This is a genomic window from Pseudomonas sp. IT-P218, assembly GCF_949767605.1.
In the GTDB taxonomy this organism is placed as follows: domain Bacteria; phylum Pseudomonadota; class Gammaproteobacteria; order Pseudomonadales; family Pseudomonadaceae; genus Aquipseudomonas; species Aquipseudomonas putida_AE.
On record NZ_CATKQQ010000055.1, the window covers coordinates 191521 to 207324 of the forward strand.

A 15804-nucleotide genomic window follows, 5' to 3' on the forward strand; every position below is an offset into this window, starting at 1 on the left:
GGTACAACTTTTGCTGTGTCGTGGTGCGTCGGCTCGCGCCGTTGCGCTGTTGCTGGGCAAGATTCCAGTAAAACCTTAACTCAAACAATCAAAACCCGCGCAAATGTCCCGGTCGTGATTGGCCTTGATGAACCCCGTGCTTCAAAACGGTTCATCGGGAGAGACCTGTTCGATTCGACAAGTCTCAACTTGGTGCATGGATTGCCCGCGCGAACTGCTTTGGTGCTTTTTTTCAGCCTTAAGGTCTGCCAAATCCATGGAAAATCTGCAAAGCGCTGTGGACACCCTGGTTCATAGCTCCAATACATTGTTCATCCTGATCGGTGCGGTCATGGTGTTGGCCATGCACGCCGGCTTCGCGTTCCTGGAAGTCGGGACTGTCCGGCAAAAAAACCAGGTCAATGCCCTGTCGAAAATCCTAAGCGACTTCGCCGTTTCCACACTGGCTTACTTCTTTATAGGCTATTGGATTTCCTACGGCGTCACCTTTATGCAACCGGCGGCCGTGATCAACGCCGATCACGGCTATGGCCTGGTGAAGTTTTTCTTCCTGCTGACCTTTGCCGCGGCGATCCCGGCGATCATTTCCGGGGGCATCGCCGAGCGTGCCCGGTTCGTTCCGCAATTGTGCGCGACAGCGTTGATTGTGGCGTTCATCTATCCCTTCTTCGAGGGCATGATCTGGAACGGCAACCTGGGTCTGCAGGCCTGGCTGCTGGAGCGCTTTGGCGCCAGCTTCCATGATTTCGCCGGTTCCGTTGTCGTTCACGCCATGGGCGGTTGGCTGGCGCTGGCGGCGGTGCTGTTGCTTGGGCCACGCAATGGGCGTTATCGCGAAGGGCGGCTGGTGGCGTTCGCGCCGTCGAGCATTCCGTTCCTGGCGTTGGGCTCGTGGATTCTCATTGTCGGCTGGTTCGGCTTCAACGTGATGAGTGCGCAAACCCTGCAAGGGGTCAGCGGGCTGGTTGCGGTGAACTCGTTGATGGCCATGGTCGGCGGCACGATGGCGGCGCTGATCGTCGGGCGCAATGACCCGGGCTTTCTGCACAACGGGCCGCTGGCCGGTCTGGTGGCAATCTGTGCTGGCTCCGACCTGATGCATCCGGTGGGTGCGCTGGTCACCGGTGCCATTGCCGGGGCGCTGTTTGTCTGGTGCTTTACGGCCGCACAAGGCAAATGGCATATCGATGACGTGCTGGGGGTGTGGCCGCTGCATGGTCTGTGTGGCGTCTGGGGCGGGGTAGCCTGCGGCATCTTCGGCCAGGCGGCCTTGGGCGGGTTGGGCGGTGTGAGCATCGTCAGCCAGTTGATCGGCACGGCACTGGGTGTGGTGGTAGCGCTGGCCGGTGGTTTTGCGGTGTATGGCGTGATCAAGGCATTCCATGGTTTGCGCCTGAGCCAGGAAGAAGAGTATTACGGCGCGGACTTGTCGGTGCACAAGATCGGCGCCGTCAGCCAGGATTAGCCGTGGTTCATTGGCTCGACGGCATTTCGGGGCGGGCCTAGAATAAGCACTCAATTTCTTGGTAGAGCGCTCATGCTTCCTGAATGTCAGCTGTTCGGCACTCTCGGGTGTCATCTCTGTGAAGTGGCCGAAGCCATGTTGATGGAGTTTGTCGAGCGTGGCCTGCTGGTGGAACTGGTGGACATCGCTGACGACGAATCCTGGTTCGCCGCCTACAGCCTGCGCATCCCGGTGTTGCGTCGGGTCGATACCGGCGCGGAACTGGGTTGGCCCTTCAGTGCCGACGAAGTGGTTGCCTTCCTGGGTTAAACGGTTTTGTGGGTGGACAGGTTCCGCCCGTCGAACTTTAGAGCCGATCCCCTTGGCTTAATCGACGCTATTCGGATACTGTATGCGCATACAGTTATCCGGATTGCTGTCCTGCTGCCGTTGATTTTTGGCGTTGAGCGGGGCAACTCCGGGCGTGAGGGGGATGAGTCGTGGTCAATGTCGAACAATTGAAAAGCAGCGTTAATCGCATGTCGGTGGATGTGGTACGCGAAGCCGTCGCCGAATTGCGCCTGGACGGCCTGGTGACTGAAGGAAAAACGCCCTTCAACAAGCTGCATTTCAATACCTGCTTTGCCGAAATCGAAGCCTTGTTCCAGCGCGCGGGCTTTCACCGCCAGCTGGATGTCGTGGGTTATCAGGGTTTGTTGTATGCACTGTATGACCCGGGTCGCTGGGAGGCGGTCGACGTGCTGCGCTGGCTCAAGGAGTACACCGAGGCGGCGCAGATACCGGCGTGAGGATTCTGCGCTAGGTTCGTTTGCGCTGCTGTTGGATAATGCCGCTCTGCATTCAAGGTAAGAGCTTTTGTATGTCCACTTCAGCATTTTCTGCTGCACACAGCCAGGCCAGCACGCTGTACCTGCCGCCTGGCCCGTGGCAGACCGTTTTCGATTGCCTGTGCGAGCACTTCAGCGCCATCAGTCGTGAACAATGGCTGGACAGAATCGCTCGCGGTCGCGTCCTCGATGGGCAGGGCGCGCCCATTGCCCTTGACCTGCCTTACAGGGAAGGCTTGCGGATTCACTATTTTCGCGAAGTGCCTGACGAAAAACCGATCCCGGTGGTCGAGTCGATCCTGTACGCGGACGAGCATCTGGTGGTGGCGGACAAGCCACATTTTCTACCCGTAACCCCGGCGGGTGAGTACGTCGAACAGACCTTGTTGCGTCGCCTTATCCGTCGCCTGGACAACCCGCACCTGGTGCCCTTGCATCGCATCGACCGGCATACCGCGGGTCTGGTGCTGTTTTCCGCCAACCCGCAGAGCCGTTCGGCGTATCAGTCGCTGTTTCCTTCGCGGCAGATCGAAAAGCGCTACGAGGCTATCGCCCGGGCATTACCTGACCTGACGTTTCCACTGGTGCACAAGAGCCGACTCATCGATGGCGAGCCGTTCTTTCGCATGCAGGAAGGGCCGGGCGCCAGCAACACCGAGACGGCTGTGGAAGTCCGGGAAAAGAACGGCGACCTCTGGCGCTATGGGCTTTATCCGGTGACGGGCAAGAAACATCAGTTGCGGGTGCACATGACCGCCCTGGGCGCCAGCATCTGCAACGACCCGTTTTATCCCCGGGTGCTCAAGGACGTGGAAGATGACTATGCCAACCCGCTGAAACTGCTGGCCCAGGGGCTGAAATTTGTAGACCCGGTGACGGGTGAGGGCCGGGAGTTCGAGAGCGCAATCACGTTGCAGTGGTGAGCAGGGCATTCAAAAAAATCGAATTTATGCCCAGGTCTGCAGTCTTTTGATCAGGCGCCACGCCTGTGGCGTTCGATACCTCCCATGCAAGGAGATATTCATGAAACGCACGGTTTTCGCCGGAATGTTGATTTGCACCGCCCTGTTGGCCTCTCCCGTATTCGCCGCAGACAGCGACCTGTGCACCATCAAGCTCCAGGAGCTCAAGGACAAGGTCACCAGCCTGCCGGCCACGTCCGAAAACACCACCATGGAAATCAAGCGGATGCAGGCCAGCGCTGAATCGGCCCGGGCCGCCAACGACGACAAGAAATGCATCACCGAGGCCACGCAGGCACTGGCACGCGTGGATAAACTGAACAATGAGCCGAACCCTTAGCGAGGGTTTTCCAGAGGCGAATAAAAATGCCCCGACCAGTCGGGGCATTTTCATGTATCCGGTAGTCGCCGCGAAGATTACAACTCTTTGACGGTACGAACCTGATCCTTGTTGATGCGGGTCTGCTTGCCATCCAGCTGTTCGAATTCGTAGAAGCCCGAATCCTGGTCGTAGTTTGGCGTGTCGACGGCCTGGATTTCGCGACCGTCATTCAAGGTGATCACAGTAGGCGATGCGCAACCGGCGAGGGTAGCGAGGCCCAGTGCAAGCATGAAAGTGGCCAGGGTCCGTTGAGTCATGGAAGTGTCTCCGAAAAAATGAATTCTTTTGGTTGCTGGGCTTGAGACGTAAACAGCGCGCGCAAGTTCCTTGGTACTCAGTCTGACACAGTGTCTGACGTACTTAACAGTTCGGGCGTGTTGAGGTTTGCCAGGCGCGGATCGTTGTCGGGGCACTGCAACGCAGTAGCACCCAGCTGGCGCATCAGTCGACCCGGGCTACGTTCACCCTCCTTCCAGGCCGTTTCGAAATCAGCGCGCAGTGCCACTGGAATAATGCACAGCAACGGCTCCCAGTGGCCGTCATGGCGCAGCATCAAGGGTTTGTCCGGATGCTGGCTGGCGGCTTCGCGCATGCTGCTGAGCAGTGCCTGGTCAATGCGCGGGACATCACATGGCAAGACTAGCAGATGATTGTGACGGGCCGCTTTGAGACCGGCACGAATGCCCGCCAATGGCCCCGGAAAATCGCCTTCGTCGTCATGGACCAATTGATCGGCGTAGGGCGCGTACTTTTCCAGGTTCCGGTTGCACGAGATGATCAGGTCATCGCTCAGCGCACGTGTCTTGCGATGCAGATGTGCAATCAGCGGCTCGCCGTGCCATTCCAGCAACCCCTTGTCCTGGCCGCCCATGCGCTGGCCGCGGCCGCCTGCCAGGAGCAAAATGGAGCAGGGTGGCAACGCTGGGTTCGAAGTCATGGCAGGCCTCCATGGGGGCGGCGAAAAATGAGGTCGCTGTGATATAACACCGGGCTGTTTCTCCTACAACTGGACGAGCCTATGAAAGCCAAGGCTGATGTACCTTTCGCGCCGCTCAACATCGCGGTGCTGACGGTCAGCGATACCCGTACCCTGGAAACCGATACCTCAGGCCAGCTGTTCGTTGACCGCCTGACGGCTGCCGGACACAACCTGGCCTGCCGGGTCTTGCTCAAAGATGACCTCTACAAGATTCGCGCGCAAGTTGCCAACTGGATCGCCGACGAGGTCGTACAGGTGGTGCTGATCACCGGCGGCACCGGTTTCACCGGTCGTGACAGCACGCCGGAAGCAGTGAGCTGCCTGCTCGACAAACAAGTCGATGGTTTTGGTGAATTGTTCCGCCAGATATCGGTGGCGGACATCGGCACATCGACCGTCCAGTCCCGCGCCTTGGCCGGCCTGGCCAACGGCACGCTGGTGTGCTGCCTGCCGGGGTCGACCAATGCGGTGCGCACCGGTTGGGATGGCATTCTTGGCGAGCAGCTGGATTCGCGCCATCGCCCGTGCAATTTCGTGACTCACCTGAAACAGGCGGCACCCTGTGAATCCCGCGGGTAAGCCGGGCAAGACCGGGACCCTGATGCCGGTCGAGGTAGCCCTGGCGCGTCTGCTGGAAATGGCCGACGCCTCACGGATTGTAGAGCGCGAGCGTTTGCCGTTGGCGCAGGTCGAGGGCCGGGTGCTGGCCGAGGATCTGCTGTCGTCCCTCGATCTGCCGCCGTGGCCCAATAGCGCGATGGATGGTTATGCCTTGCGCGTGGCTGACTGGAACGCAGAGCCGCTGGTGGTCAGTCAGAAAGTCTTTGCCGGCCAGGCGCCTGTTGCCTTGACGCCGGGCACCTGCGCGCGAATCTTTACCGGCGCACCTGTGCCGCCGGGTGCCGATTGCGTCGAGATGCAGGAGAACGCCGAAGTCCAGGCGGATGGACGTGTCCGTTTCACCGAGTCCCTGGTCATCGGGCAGAACATTCGTCCACAAGGACAGGAAACCACCGTTGGTGAACTGATCCTGCCGGCGGGCACGCGGCTGGGGCCGATCGAGCAAGGTCTGGCCGCCTCGCTGGGGTGTGCCGAGCTTGCGGTGATCCGCAAGGTTCGCGTAGCGGTGCTGTCCACCGGGGATGAACTGATCGAGCCGGGTCAGCCGCTGGGGCCGGGGCAGATCTACAACAGCAACCGTGTGTTGCTCTGCAGCTGGTTGCAGCGCCTGGGTTGCGAGGTGATCGACGCCGGGATCCTGCCGGATGACCTGGACACCACGCGCGCGCGCCTGGGCGAACTGGGGAATGTCGACCTGATTCTCTCGACCGGCGGCGTATCGGTGGGGGAGGCCGACTTCCTGGGCATGGCCCTGCGAGAAGAGGGCGAGCTGGCGCTGTGGAAACTGGCCATCAAGCCCGGAAAACCCCTGACCTTCGGACATTTTCGTAGCGTGCCGGTGATCGGCCTGCCGGGCAATCCAGCCTCGACCCTGGTGACCTTTGCCTTGCTGGCAAGGCCTTACCTGCTGCGCCGCATGGGTGTGCAGGAGGTGGAGCCGCTGAAGGTGCAAGTGCCTGCAGGGTTCGACTGGACTAAGGCCGGCAATCGACGCGAGTACCTGCGCGGTCGCCTGGAGAACGGCCAGGCCATCATCTACCGCAATCAGAGTTCCGGTGTGCTGCGCAGCGCCGCGTGGGCCGATGGACTGGTCGAGGTCATGGAGGAGCGGACGCTGGTGGCAGGTGACAGCGTCTACTTCATTCCGCTGAGCGAAGTATTGAGCTGATCTGGGCCACGCGGTGACGCAAGCCCGGTCGATTGAGCCGGGTTTTGCGTCCATGGTAGATCAATGAGCCAGCAGCAGGGAGACGACCTGGTCGAAACGGCTGTTGGCGATCCAGCCCAGCAGCCCCAGGACAACGACTGTTCCGCCCACCGAATAGGCAAGCCTGAGCCTGATTGACCTGACGTCACTGCGAATCTTTTCCAGGTCGCCTCGCAGGGTTTCGAGGTGTGTCTCAAGCTCGTTGACGCGAGGTTGCATAGGAACTTCTCCACTGGATTTTGCACTGCTGACGAGTTCAGCTGGATGATCGGCCCGTTTCATTGCGAGCGGCACCACCGGCATCACCGGTGACCTGATGTCATGTCGTTGCATTGCACATCCTTGCGTCTGTCCTGCTGATGACTGAAAACCGCTGACACAAAAGTGTACCAATCGCCATTTCTGGTCAATTGAGCCGATTCCTCACGTTTTGTAAGAAAATTCTCCTTATTGGACTCAAGCGTAAATAATTCATTTTTTTGCGACTTTTCAGGAGGGTGGTGAGGTCACATGTCCCATACGCCTTCAAAGATGGGGAGTGACGACAATGAGCGAACGCAAGGCACTGTTGATTCTGCATGGCAAGCAGGCGCTCAACGAAGCGGTTCGGGCCGCCGTCGAGGAAAAGCGTGAACAAGGCTGGGACCTGGCCGTGCGCCTGACCTGGGAAGCCGGGGATGCGCAACGGCTGGTGGGCGAAGCGCTGGAGGCGGGTTATCGGCGTATCATTGCCGGTGGCGGCGACGGCACCTTGCGCGATATTGCCGAAGCCATGGCCGGCCAGTCGCCGGAGGCCAGCCTGGTGCTGATGCCGCTGGGCACCGCCAACGATTTTGCCCGTGCTGCCGGTGTGCCGCTGGAGCCGGATCAGGCACTGGCGCTGCTGGACGTTGCCCCCAGCGCCATCGACCTGGGGGAAGTCGGTGGCCAGGTGTTCCTGAATATGGCCACCGGTGGTTTTGGCAGTCAGGTCACGGCCAATACCTCCGAAGAACTGAAGAAAGTCCTTGGTGGTGCGGCGTATCTGTTCACCGGCTTGACGCGTTTCAGTGAGCTGCATGCGGCGTATGGTGAATTGCAGGGGCCTGATTTTCACTGGAGTGGCGAGTTGCTGGCGCTGGGGATCGGTAACGGTCGACAGGCGGGTGGTGGGCATGTGCTCTGCCCAGAGGCTTTGGCGGACGACGGGCTACTCGACATCAGCATTCTGCCGGCACCGCAGGAGCTGGTCGGCACCTTGAAGAACCTGCTGGCCGATGGTTTCGGACTCGATAGCATGTTCGTCCGCGCCCGCCTGCCATGGGTTGAGATCAAGGCCTCTGAGGGCCTCTACATCAACCTTGACGGCGAACCGCTCGAGGGTGACAGCCTGCGGTTCTCGGCTCGGCCGGCGGCGCTGCAGGTGCATTTGCCCGAGCAGTCACCCTTGTTGAGCAGGGCTGGAGCTGTCAGTCGTCCAGACTGATGATCTGCTCGCGCACGGCGAACAAGACAAGGCCGGCCACGTCAAATATCTGCAAGCGCTTCATGACTTGCGAGCGATGGGTTTCCACGGTCTTGACGCTCAGGCCCAGGCCGTTGGCGATTTCCCGGGTGGATTTGCCACGCACGATCAACCGCAGGATTTCCAGCTGACGGGCTGTCAGGTTGTGCGAGTCTGCCGGGGCCGCCTGGCTGTTCTGGGTCCGGTTCAACGCCTGGGTGATCACGGTATGGGCGATGGCCGGGCTCAGGTAGCGCTCATTGTTACGCAAGGCTTCCAGCGCGTGTTCCAGTTCGGTGGCCGTGGTGTCCTTGAGTAAATAGCCATGGGCCCCGGATTCCAGGGCTTGCATGATGAGTGCCGGGTCGGTGTGCATCGACAGGATCAGCACCTTGCTGTGCGGACGGACCCGCTTGAGCTGTTGCAAGGCTTCGAGGCCACCGGTCTGCTTCATGGAAATATCCAGCAGCACGATATCCGGCGACAGTCGCTGGGCCATTTCGAGCAGCTGCGAGCCATCGTTGGCCTCGCCGACAACCGCATAGCCAGGAAGGTCCAGCACCAGGGCGCGCACGCCAGCCCTGATCAGCGAGTGGTCATCCACCAGAAGCAAGTTACAAGTCAATGCATAACCTTATTCGTATTGGCCCGTTCGAACTCACGGGGTGCCCATGGGAAGAGGGCTTCGATTTGGGTGCCTTTGCCTGGCTGGCTGGTCACGGTCAGCGTGCCGCCCAGTTGTTTGATCCGTTCCGACATCCCGGCCATGCCGCGTTGTCCTTCACGCCCCGGATCGGTGGCCGGCGCGAAACCGCGGCCATCGTCACTGATCAGCAATGCCAGGCCCTGGGGCAAACGCTGCAGGCAGACCAGCAGGTTTTGCGCATCGGCATGGCGCAGCATGTTGGTGACGGCCTCCTGGGTGATGCGAAAGGCCGCCACTGCCATTTCTTCCGGGATGCCGGTCAGTCGTTGCTGGCACTCCAGGCTCCAGTGCACCGGGGTGTTGCTCAGCGTCTTGAGCAAATGCGCCCGCAGGCTGGCTTCCAGCCCAAGGCTGGCCAGTTGTCGGGGGTTGAGGATGGCCGATACATCGCGAACCTTGGCGAGGGTTTCATCCAGCGTGTCGCACAGCACCGAGCATTGCCCCTGCAGGTCTTCGGGCATCCTGCGCTTGAGCCAGTCACTCTGAAGTTTTGCCGCGGTCAGCAACTGGCCGATGTCGTCGTGCAATTCCCGACTGAGGCGATGGCGTTCGTTTTCCTGGACTTGCAGCATCCGTTCGGCCAGCTCCTGAGGTTGGAACTTGATCGACTTGCGTGACAGGCGGTATTGCATCCAGACGCAGCCCAGCGCAGCAAGATCGAGCGCCAGCAGACCCAGCGGCAACTGCGTGGACAGGCCGTAGACCAGCAGGCTGCCGAGTGTCGAGCCGGCGCATAGAAGCAGCGTGAACCGGCGTGCGTTATCTGGGGAGGGTGGCCATTTGGCGATTGAATTGAGGCTGGCGTACATAGCGGATGGAGCCAATGGATGTTCGCTGCGGGCCGATCGGTCATGTTCGCTGACAGATCGATGATTTTTTTATGTCAGCTTTCGACTTCAACGGTTTTTTGTATAAGAAAACCACGGTCTTGTATAAGAAATCAGACCTGAATTTTTTAGCTGAGTTGTCTGCAATCGCGTTGCCGTTAATTGACGTCAACTAATGGGCGGCATAATAGCACTTCGAATACCGTTGGTCGCGCTTGTGATTAGATGTCCAGGAGGACAGGAGATAGCGCCCAGGAAGGTGGGAACACCGTTTAGGCCACGATTATTTGGATCCAATAAAAATCGGCGCAGACACACGAATACTTGTACAAGCAATAGTTACTTGTTTCGAGGTGTCGTTAGCAGATATGAAGTATTCAATTGCGACATGAGTCCGCACAAGTTGTGACGCAGTCATCTATTCGCAGCTTGACGTACTTGCGCAAAGTTAAGCCTGGCGCTGCGAATAAGAAACGAGTGTGTACGGCCTGGAATCAACCGGGGGGCGAAACTGACTCTGGCCGACCTGGAACGCGAAGGCTTCGATCAGGGAGGCCTGTTCAGTTTCATCGAGGCTGAGCTGCCCGGTTTTCTGGTCGATCAGTTCAAGTTGCCAGGCGATCAGCGTCAGGCAGTCCTTGAGCGCATCCAGGGCTTCGTCGTGCAGTGCCATGTGGTTGTGGGCGTGATTGAGCAGGCCATGAATGTGCAATGAAAACTCTGACACGGCCGCGAGGGCGAGGGCATCCGCCTTGCACGCCAGTTTGAGCAGGGTGCTGAGCATGCAGTCAATGGCGTCCGGGTCATTGCTGATCAATTGCAGATGACTCAGGCACTCCTCGGTCCTGGCCAGGAGTGTTTCAGCCTCGACGAGAAACTCGGGAATGCGCTTTGCCCACTCTTTACGATTGTTCGGCATGCTTGTCTCCACAACGTCATGTCAAATGAGGAGGGTGTCTTGAGTTCGCGCTCTGGACGGCTCAAGTGCGGGCTGAACGCTTGAAAGGTTGATTGGCCACTGGTTTGCGATCGCAGACAAATGCCCGACTCCATTCATGCAATGAGAATGGCGTCACATTAATGGCTATTGGATATTGCGAATATCAGGTTGCACCTGATTGTTGCTAGGGGAATCCCTTACAGGGCGGAACCAATCGCGCAAATGATGGTCGCGGCGAAAAGCATGGCAATAGAAGAAATTACAGGATCAGTAAAGCATGATGTTAATGTGACATCAATTCCTCGCGTGGCATTTGCCAAGGGGTCAAGGTCCGGCGAAAACAGCCGATAACCCTCTATCCAGTGAATTCATCCGCAAAAGCCCCAGGAGTCATAGATGGCCGGTATTCTCGATACGGTAGACCAGCGTACGCAACTTGTGGGTGAGAATCGCCTGGAAATTCTCATGTTCCGGCTTGCCGGGCGGCAATTGTTCGCGATCAACGTGTTCAAGGTGCAGGAAGTCCTGCAACTGCCGAAGCTGACCCTGATGCCCCAGCGGCATCCGTTCGTGTGCGGCGTGGTCAATCTGCGCGGCCAGACCCTGCCGGTCATCGACCTGTCCCAGGCCATCGGCATGCGTGCGCTGGTGCCAGGCCCTGGCAGCACGATCATCGTCACGGAGTACAACCGCTCGGTGCAGGCCTTCCTGGTCGGAGGGGTGGACCGCATCGTCAACATGAACTGGGAAGCGATCCTGCCACCGCCCAGCAGTGCCGGCCGGCAGCATTACCTGACCGCGATCAGCAAGGTCGATGATCAGTTGGTGGAGATCATCGACGTCGAGAAAGTCCTCGCCGAAATCGTGCCTTACAACGCCAAGGTCTCCCGGGAAAAACTCGAGGATCCGGTGCTCGAACGCGCCCGTGGCCGCGAAGTGTTGCTGGTGGATGACTCGAATGTGGCCCTGACGCAACTGCGCGATACCCTGGGGCAACTGGGGGTGAAGATGCACATTGCCAGCGATGGCTTGAAGGCCCTGAACATGCTCAAGGCCTGGGCGGACACCGGCGTCAACATGACCGACAAGCTGCTGATGGTCTTCACCGACGCGGAAATGCCGGAAATGGACGGTTACCGCCTGACCACCGAAATCCGCAACGATCCGCGACTGCGCGGCCTTTATGTGGTGCTGCACACGTCCCTGTCCGGCAGCTTCAACGACTCGATGGTCAAGAAGGTCGGCTGTGACAACTTCCTCTCCAAATTCCAGCCGGACAAGTTGGTTGATGTGGTGCGTCAGCGTTTGATGCGCGATGCAGTGCCGGCCTGATCCGAGGACGAATGCCCAACACTAAACATTGTGGGAGCTGGCTTGCCAGCGAAGAGGCCCGAAAGGTCAATGCAATATTCAAGGACGCCTTCGCTGGCAAGCCAGCTCCTACAGGGGCGGGACCTTTGATTCGCTGATCAAGCTCGTATAGGGTGGCGTTTTTGTCCGTCAGGGAGCTGGCCATGTTGCGTCTGAGCGCGCTGTATCGTTATCCGTTGAAATCCGGCAAAGGCGAGATCCTGCAACAGGTCGGCCTCGACAAGCTGGGGCTGGACGGCGATCGACGCTGGATGCTGGTGGATGAAGCCAGCGGACGCTTCCTGACCCAGCGCGCGGTCGCGCAGATGAGCCAGCTGTCGGCGTTGTGGAATGCCGAGGGTGGCTTGACCCTCAGCGCCCCCGGCCATTCGCCGATCGATGTCGCCTTGCCCACCAGCGATGCTCAATTGCGCGGTGTGACCATCTGGCGTGACAGCTTGCGCGTGCCCGATGCCGGCGACGCGGCCGGCGCCTGGGTCAGTGGGTTCATCGGCAAGCCGACGCGCCTGGTGCAGGTGCCACTGGATCGCGCACGGACCACCGCCTCGGGCTATGGCAAGGACGACGATCAGGTCGCCTTCGCCGATGGCTTCCCGCTGTTGCTGATTGGCCAGGCATCGCTGGATGACCTGTCGCAACGCGTCGGCCGCTCGCTGGAGATGCTGCGTTTCCGGCCCAACCTGGTGATCGAGGGCAGCGAGGCGTATGCCGAGGATGGCTGGAAGCGCCTGCGCATCGGCGATGTCGAGTTCCGGGTGGTCAAGCCCTGTTCACGCTGCATCATGACAACCGTCGACCCGCAAACCGGCGAGCGTGACGCTGGCCGCGAACCCTTTGCCACCTTGCAGAAGTACCGTAGCGAAGCCGATGGTGCGATGTTTGGGCAGAATCTGGTCAACGACGGTAATGGCCGGCTCGAAGTCGGCATGCCGGTCACCATCCTCGAATAAACGCCCTTCAACGAAAAATGCCCGTGTCGATGGACACGGGCATTGTCTTTTCGCAGTGAACCCGGGGTTTTAGCCGCGGTATTCGCACAGGTAGGCAGTGTCGACCGCCACTTTGAGCTGGAACTTGCTGTTGGCGGGCACGTTGAACTGGCTGCCGGCGGCGAAGGTTTCCCAATCGGTGCTGTCCGGGAGCTTGACGGTCAGGGCGCCGGAGACCACGTGCATGATTTCACGCTGGCTGGTGCCGAATTCGTATTCGCCCGGGGCCATGACGCCGATGGTCGCTGGGCCTTCGGCAGTGCCAAAGGCGATCGACTTGACGGTGCCGTCGAAGTACTCGTTGACTTTAAACATGGGCGATTCCTCGAAAAGGGCTTAAAAGGGCCGGCCAGTATGCACAAGGCCCAAGGACTCGTCACCTCTCTAGAGCGGCAGGACAAGCGGCAACAGGCGTGCGGTGTTGCGCGCGTCTTCCAGCGCCCGATGTTGCTGCCCCGTGAACTGCAGTCCCGCCAGTTGCAGGGCGCCGTTGAGCCCCAGCGGTCGTTCCAGGCGTCGGGCCTTGGCAAAGCGCTGCTTGAGATTCATGTGCGGCACGTTGCTCAACGCGCTGTCGAAGGGCAGGCGCTGCCATTCCTGGAGCAACTGTTTGCGATCGTAGTCACCCCAGCTGACCCAACCTTCAAGCCGCGAGTGATGTTGGCCCAGCCAGCGCTCGAACGATGGCCAGACCTCGGCCAGGGGCTGTGCGGCATCGATGTTGGCCTGGGTGATGTGCGTCAGCTCCCGGCAAAACGGCGTCAACAGAGGGCGGCGCAACGGGCGCACGAAACGCTGGAAGCAATCCAGCTCGCGGCCTTTGCGATCCACCAGGGTGGCACCGATTTCGATGATTTCCATTTCCGTTATGGGCCAACCACCCTCATCGGTGGTGGCTTCCAGATCAATGACCAACCAGTGAGGCATCGCAGGGTTCCCGGTATCCGCGTGCTGATAGGGCTTGAGCGTAGCCAAACCCGGCGGTTACGCCTAGCGACTTATTCGACCTCAAGCAGAATCTGCCGGTTTTTCACCTGGTCGCCCACCTGCACCTGCAAGCGCTTGAGCACGCCGTCGATGCCCGCCTTGAGTGGGTGTTCCATTTTCATGGCTTCCAGCACCACCAGCAATTGGCCTTTGCTGACCTGGCTGCCTTCACTGACCAGCACGTCGATGACCGCACCGTCCATGGGCGCCTTGAGGGTGCCGGAGCTGATGCTGGCCTGGCTGCAGACCGGCGCTTGGGTGCGATCCAGCAGTTGCAGGCTGCCGGGGCGAGTGAATAGCCAGAGTTGCTCGCCTTCGAGAAGGTAGGCATGACGCTGGCGGATGCCGTCGATGTCCAGGGTGACCCAGCGACCGTCGCACTGGATAACGGTCAGGTTGAGCACCTGTGCGGCGATTTGAATCCGGTAGGGCTGCCCCGGTACCGCGTTGAGTTGCACGGGCCAGTCCTGATCCCCCAGGCCGATGTGGTAGTGCAGCGGCACACTGGCGTTGTTACGCCAACCGGCCAGCGCGGCGGGATGAATCCGTGCCGAAGCGTGATGGAACAACGCCGCCGCAATCGCCAGCGCTTCGGTGCTGGGTACAGGGGGCTGCAGGTAGGGGTTGTCGGCGAAATGCGCCGCAATGAATCCGGTGCTGAATTCGCCACGGATGAACCGCGGATGTTCCAGCAGGCCGGCCAGCAAACGCTGGTTGCTCGGCAGGCCCAGCAGGACGCTGTCCTGCACCGCCCGCAGCAACTTGCGCCGGGCTTCTTCACGGGTCGCGCCGTGGGCAATGATCTTGCCCAGCATCGAATCGTAGAACGGGCTGACCTGCTGTCCTTCCATCAGCCCATGGTCGATGCGCACGCCGCTCTGCAGCGCCGGTTCCCAGCGGGCGATGCGCCCGGTTTGCGGGACAAAGTCCTGGGCCGGGTCTTCGGCGTACAAGCGCACTTCCATGGCGTGACCGCTGAGTTGCACCTGCTCCTGGCGCAACGGTAGCGGCAGCCCCGCGGCGACCTGCAGTTGCCAGGCCACCAGATCCAGCCCGGTGATCAGTTCGGTGACCGGATGCTCTACCTGCAGCCGGGTGTTCATTTCCAGGAAATAGAACTGCCCGCATGCATCCAGGAGGAATTCCACGGTGCCGGCGCCGACATAGTTGACCGCGCGACCGGCCTTGAGCGCCGCTTCGCCCATGGCCTGGCGCAGTTCGGCGGTCATGACCGGGCAGGGCGCTTCCTCGATGACTTTCTGGTGACGGCGCTGGATGGAACAGTCGCGCTCGCCGAGGTAGATCAGGTTGCCCTGATGGTCGCCGAACAGCTGAACCTCGACGTGACGCGGGTCGATCAACGCCTGTTCGAGGATCAGTTCATCGCTGCCGAATCCATGCAGCGCTTCGGAGCGTGCGGTGCGGATCTGCGCCAACAAATCGCCGGCATCGTGCACCAGGCGCATGCCGCGACCGCCACCGCCAGCGCTGGCCTTGATCATCAGCGGGTAGCCGATGCGATCGGCTTCGCGGCTGAGCGTCGCATCGTCCTGCTCGGCGCCCTGATAGCCGGCGATGCAGGGAACCCCTGCGTCGAGCATGGCCAGTTTCGACAGCCGTTTGCTGCCCATCAGCTCGATGGCTTCGGGGCTTGGGCCGATGAAGGTGATGCCGGCGTTTTGGCAGGCACGGGCGAAACCGGCATTTTCCGAGAGGAAACCGTAGCCCGGGTGGATGGCGTCGGCCCCGGTACGTCGGGCCGCCTCGATGATCGCTTCGATGTTCAGGTAGGACTGTTGCACCGGGGCCGGGCCGATGTTTACCGCTTCGTCGGCCATGTGCACGTGCAGGGCGTCGGCGTCGGTATCGCTGAAGACGGCGACGGTGCGGTAGCCCAGGGCCTGGGCGGTGCGCTGGATGCGGCAGGCTATTTCACCGCGGTTGGCGATCAGGATTTTGTTGAATCCGGGCATGTTTTATTCCCTGGGTTTTTGCGGTGAATGTGACGGCCCCTTCGCTGGCAAGCCAGCTCCTACAGGTTTTGTGTGCGACGCAGAC

At 60.3% G+C, this 15804-nt stretch carries 18 protein-coding genes and 2 pseudogenes; 10 read left to right on the forward strand and 10 right to left on the reverse strand.

Features of this window, described 5'->3' with window-relative positions; genetic code table 11:
- Positions 1–256: 256 nt before the first annotated feature.
- The 5 genes from ACM6I6_RS23575 to ACM6I6_RS23595 all read left to right on the forward strand — a co-directional run bounded on the left by ACM6I6_RS23575 (position 257) and on the right by ACM6I6_RS23595 (position 3594).
- A complete protein-coding gene (locus ACM6I6_RS23575; protein WP_323607053.1) occupies positions 257–1465 on the forward strand; it encodes an ammonium transporter in 1209 nt (402 codons plus the stop codon).
- Positions 1466–1537: 72 nt separating this feature from the next.
- Positions 1538–1774 carry a glutaredoxin family protein gene (locus ACM6I6_RS23580; RefSeq protein WP_102700819.1) on the forward strand — a complete coding sequence of 79 codons (237 nt, stop codon included), beginning with the start codon at positions 1538–1540 and terminating at the stop codon, positions 1772–1774.
- A 170-nt stretch (positions 1775–1944) separates the two neighbouring features.
- Positions 1945–2253 (forward strand): transcriptional regulator, encoded by a 309-nt coding sequence (locus ACM6I6_RS23585; RefSeq protein WP_274073098.1) that lies wholly within the window; start codon positions 1945–1947, stop codon positions 2251–2253.
- A gap of 71 nt (positions 2254–2324) precedes the next feature.
- Positions 2325–3215 carry a pseudouridine synthase gene (locus ACM6I6_RS23590; RefSeq protein ID WP_274073099.1) on the forward strand — a complete coding sequence of 297 codons (891 nt, stop codon included), beginning with the start codon at positions 2325–2327 and terminating at the stop codon, positions 3213–3215.
- Between the two features lie 100 nt (positions 3216–3315).
- Positions 3316–3594, forward strand: a complete 279-nt coding sequence (locus ACM6I6_RS23595; protein ID WP_323607054.1) for a hypothetical protein — start codon at positions 3316–3318, stop codon at positions 3592–3594.
- Positions 3595–3671: 77 nt separating this feature from the next.
- Here ACM6I6_RS23595 and ACM6I6_RS23600 read toward each other — a convergent pair whose 3' ends face one another.
- Both ACM6I6_RS23600 and mobA read right to left on the reverse strand, forming a co-directional pair.
- The gene (locus tag ACM6I6_RS23600) at positions 3672–3893 is read right to left on the reverse strand and encodes a YgdI/YgdR family lipoprotein (protein ID WP_274073101.1); all 222 of its coding nucleotides are present in this window, start codon (positions 3891–3893) and stop codon (positions 3672–3674) included.
- A 77-nt stretch (positions 3894–3970) separates the two neighbouring features.
- Positions 3971–4573 carry a molybdenum cofactor guanylyltransferase MobA gene (mobA, locus tag ACM6I6_RS23605; protein WP_274073102.1) on the reverse strand — a complete coding sequence of 201 codons (603 nt, stop codon included), beginning with the start codon at positions 4571–4573 and terminating at the stop codon, positions 3971–3973.
- A gap of 81 nt (positions 4574–4654) precedes the next feature.
- On the opposite strand from mobA, the gene moaB reads away from it, so the two are divergent.
- Both moaB and glp read left to right on the forward strand, forming a co-directional pair.
- Positions 4655–5194 carry a molybdenum cofactor biosynthesis protein B gene (gene moaB, locus ACM6I6_RS23610; protein WP_008055114.1) on the forward strand — a complete coding sequence of 180 codons (540 nt, stop codon included), beginning with the start codon at positions 4655–4657 and terminating at the stop codon, positions 5192–5194.
- A 22-nt stretch (positions 5195–5216) separates the two neighbouring features.
- Positions 5217–6404, forward strand: a complete 1188-nt coding sequence (gene glp, locus ACM6I6_RS23615; RefSeq protein ID WP_406591576.1) for a gephyrin-like molybdotransferase Glp — start codon at positions 5217–5219, stop codon at positions 6402–6404.
- A 60-nt stretch (positions 6405–6464) separates the two neighbouring features.
- On the opposite strand, the gene ACM6I6_RS23620 is transcribed toward glp, so the two are convergent.
- Complete coding sequence (locus tag ACM6I6_RS23620; RefSeq protein WP_406591571.1) at positions 6465–6776, reverse strand: hypothetical protein; 312 nt, start codon at positions 6774–6776, stop codon at positions 6465–6467.
- Positions 6777–6990: 214 nt separating this feature from the next.
- On the opposite strand from ACM6I6_RS23620, the gene yegS reads away from it, so the two are divergent.
- On the forward strand, positions 6991–7908 hold the full coding sequence (gene yegS / locus ACM6I6_RS23625; RefSeq protein WP_406591570.1) for a lipid kinase YegS: 918 nt from the start codon (positions 6991–6993) through the stop codon (positions 7906–7908).
- Here the strand turns inward: yegS and ACM6I6_RS23630 are convergent.
- The 3 genes from ACM6I6_RS23630 to ACM6I6_RS23640 all read right to left on the reverse strand — a co-directional run bounded on the left by ACM6I6_RS23630 (position 7892) and on the right by ACM6I6_RS23640 (position 10378).
- Positions 7892–8551, reverse strand: a complete 660-nt coding sequence (locus ACM6I6_RS23630; protein WP_406591569.1) for a response regulator — start codon at positions 8549–8551, stop codon at positions 7892–7894. The genes yegS and ACM6I6_RS23630 overlap by 17 nt on opposite strands.
- Positions 8548–9441: a sensor histidine kinase gene (locus tag ACM6I6_RS23635; protein WP_274073284.1), complete on the reverse strand. Its 894-nt coding sequence runs from the start codon at positions 9439–9441 to the stop codon at positions 8548–8550. Before ACM6I6_RS23635 ends, ACM6I6_RS23630 begins: the two co-directional genes overlap by 4 nt.
- A gap of 466 nt (positions 9442–9907) precedes the next feature.
- Positions 9908–10378 (reverse strand): hypothetical protein, encoded by a 471-nt coding sequence (locus ACM6I6_RS23640; RefSeq protein ID WP_274073107.1) that lies wholly within the window; start codon positions 10376–10378, stop codon positions 9908–9910.
- A 417-nt stretch (positions 10379–10795) separates the two neighbouring features.
- Here ACM6I6_RS23640 and ACM6I6_RS23645 point away from each other — a divergent pair, with 417 nt between their 5' ends.
- Together ACM6I6_RS23645 and ACM6I6_RS23650 are read left to right on the forward strand one after the other, a co-directional pair.
- Positions 10796–11731: a chemotaxis protein CheV gene (locus ACM6I6_RS23645; RefSeq protein ID WP_274073108.1), complete on the forward strand. Its 936-nt coding sequence runs from the start codon at positions 10796–10798 to the stop codon at positions 11729–11731.
- A 182-nt stretch (positions 11732–11913) separates the two neighbouring features.
- Complete coding sequence (locus tag ACM6I6_RS23650; protein ID WP_274073109.1) at positions 11914–12720, forward strand: MOSC domain-containing protein; 807 nt, start codon at positions 11914–11916, stop codon at positions 12718–12720.
- Positions 12721–12789: 69 nt separating this feature from the next.
- Here the strand turns inward: ACM6I6_RS23650 and ACM6I6_RS23655 are convergent, their stop codons facing one another.
- The 4 genes and pseudogenes from ACM6I6_RS23655 to ACM6I6_RS23670 form a co-directional block, all read right to left on the reverse strand.
- A complete protein-coding gene (locus tag ACM6I6_RS23655) occupies positions 12790–13074 on the reverse strand; it encodes a pyrimidine/purine nucleoside phosphorylase (protein WP_045058110.1) in 285 nt (94 codons plus the stop codon).
- A 69-nt stretch (positions 13075–13143) separates the two neighbouring features.
- On the reverse strand, positions 13144–13686 hold the full coding sequence (locus tag ACM6I6_RS23660; protein WP_274073110.1) for an exonuclease domain-containing protein: 543 nt from the start codon (positions 13684–13686) through the stop codon (positions 13144–13146).
- A gap of 71 nt (positions 13687–13757) precedes the next feature.
- A pseudogene (locus ACM6I6_RS23665) lies at positions 13758–14117 on the reverse strand (acetyl-CoA carboxylase biotin carboxyl carrier protein subunit); the annotation flags it as partial.
- Positions 14118–14251: 134 nt separating this feature from the next.
- Positions 14252–15719: pseudogene (locus tag ACM6I6_RS23670) on the reverse strand (acetyl/propionyl/methylcrotonyl-CoA carboxylase subunit alpha); the annotation flags it as partial.
- Between the last annotated feature and the right edge of the window lie 85 nt (positions 15720–15804).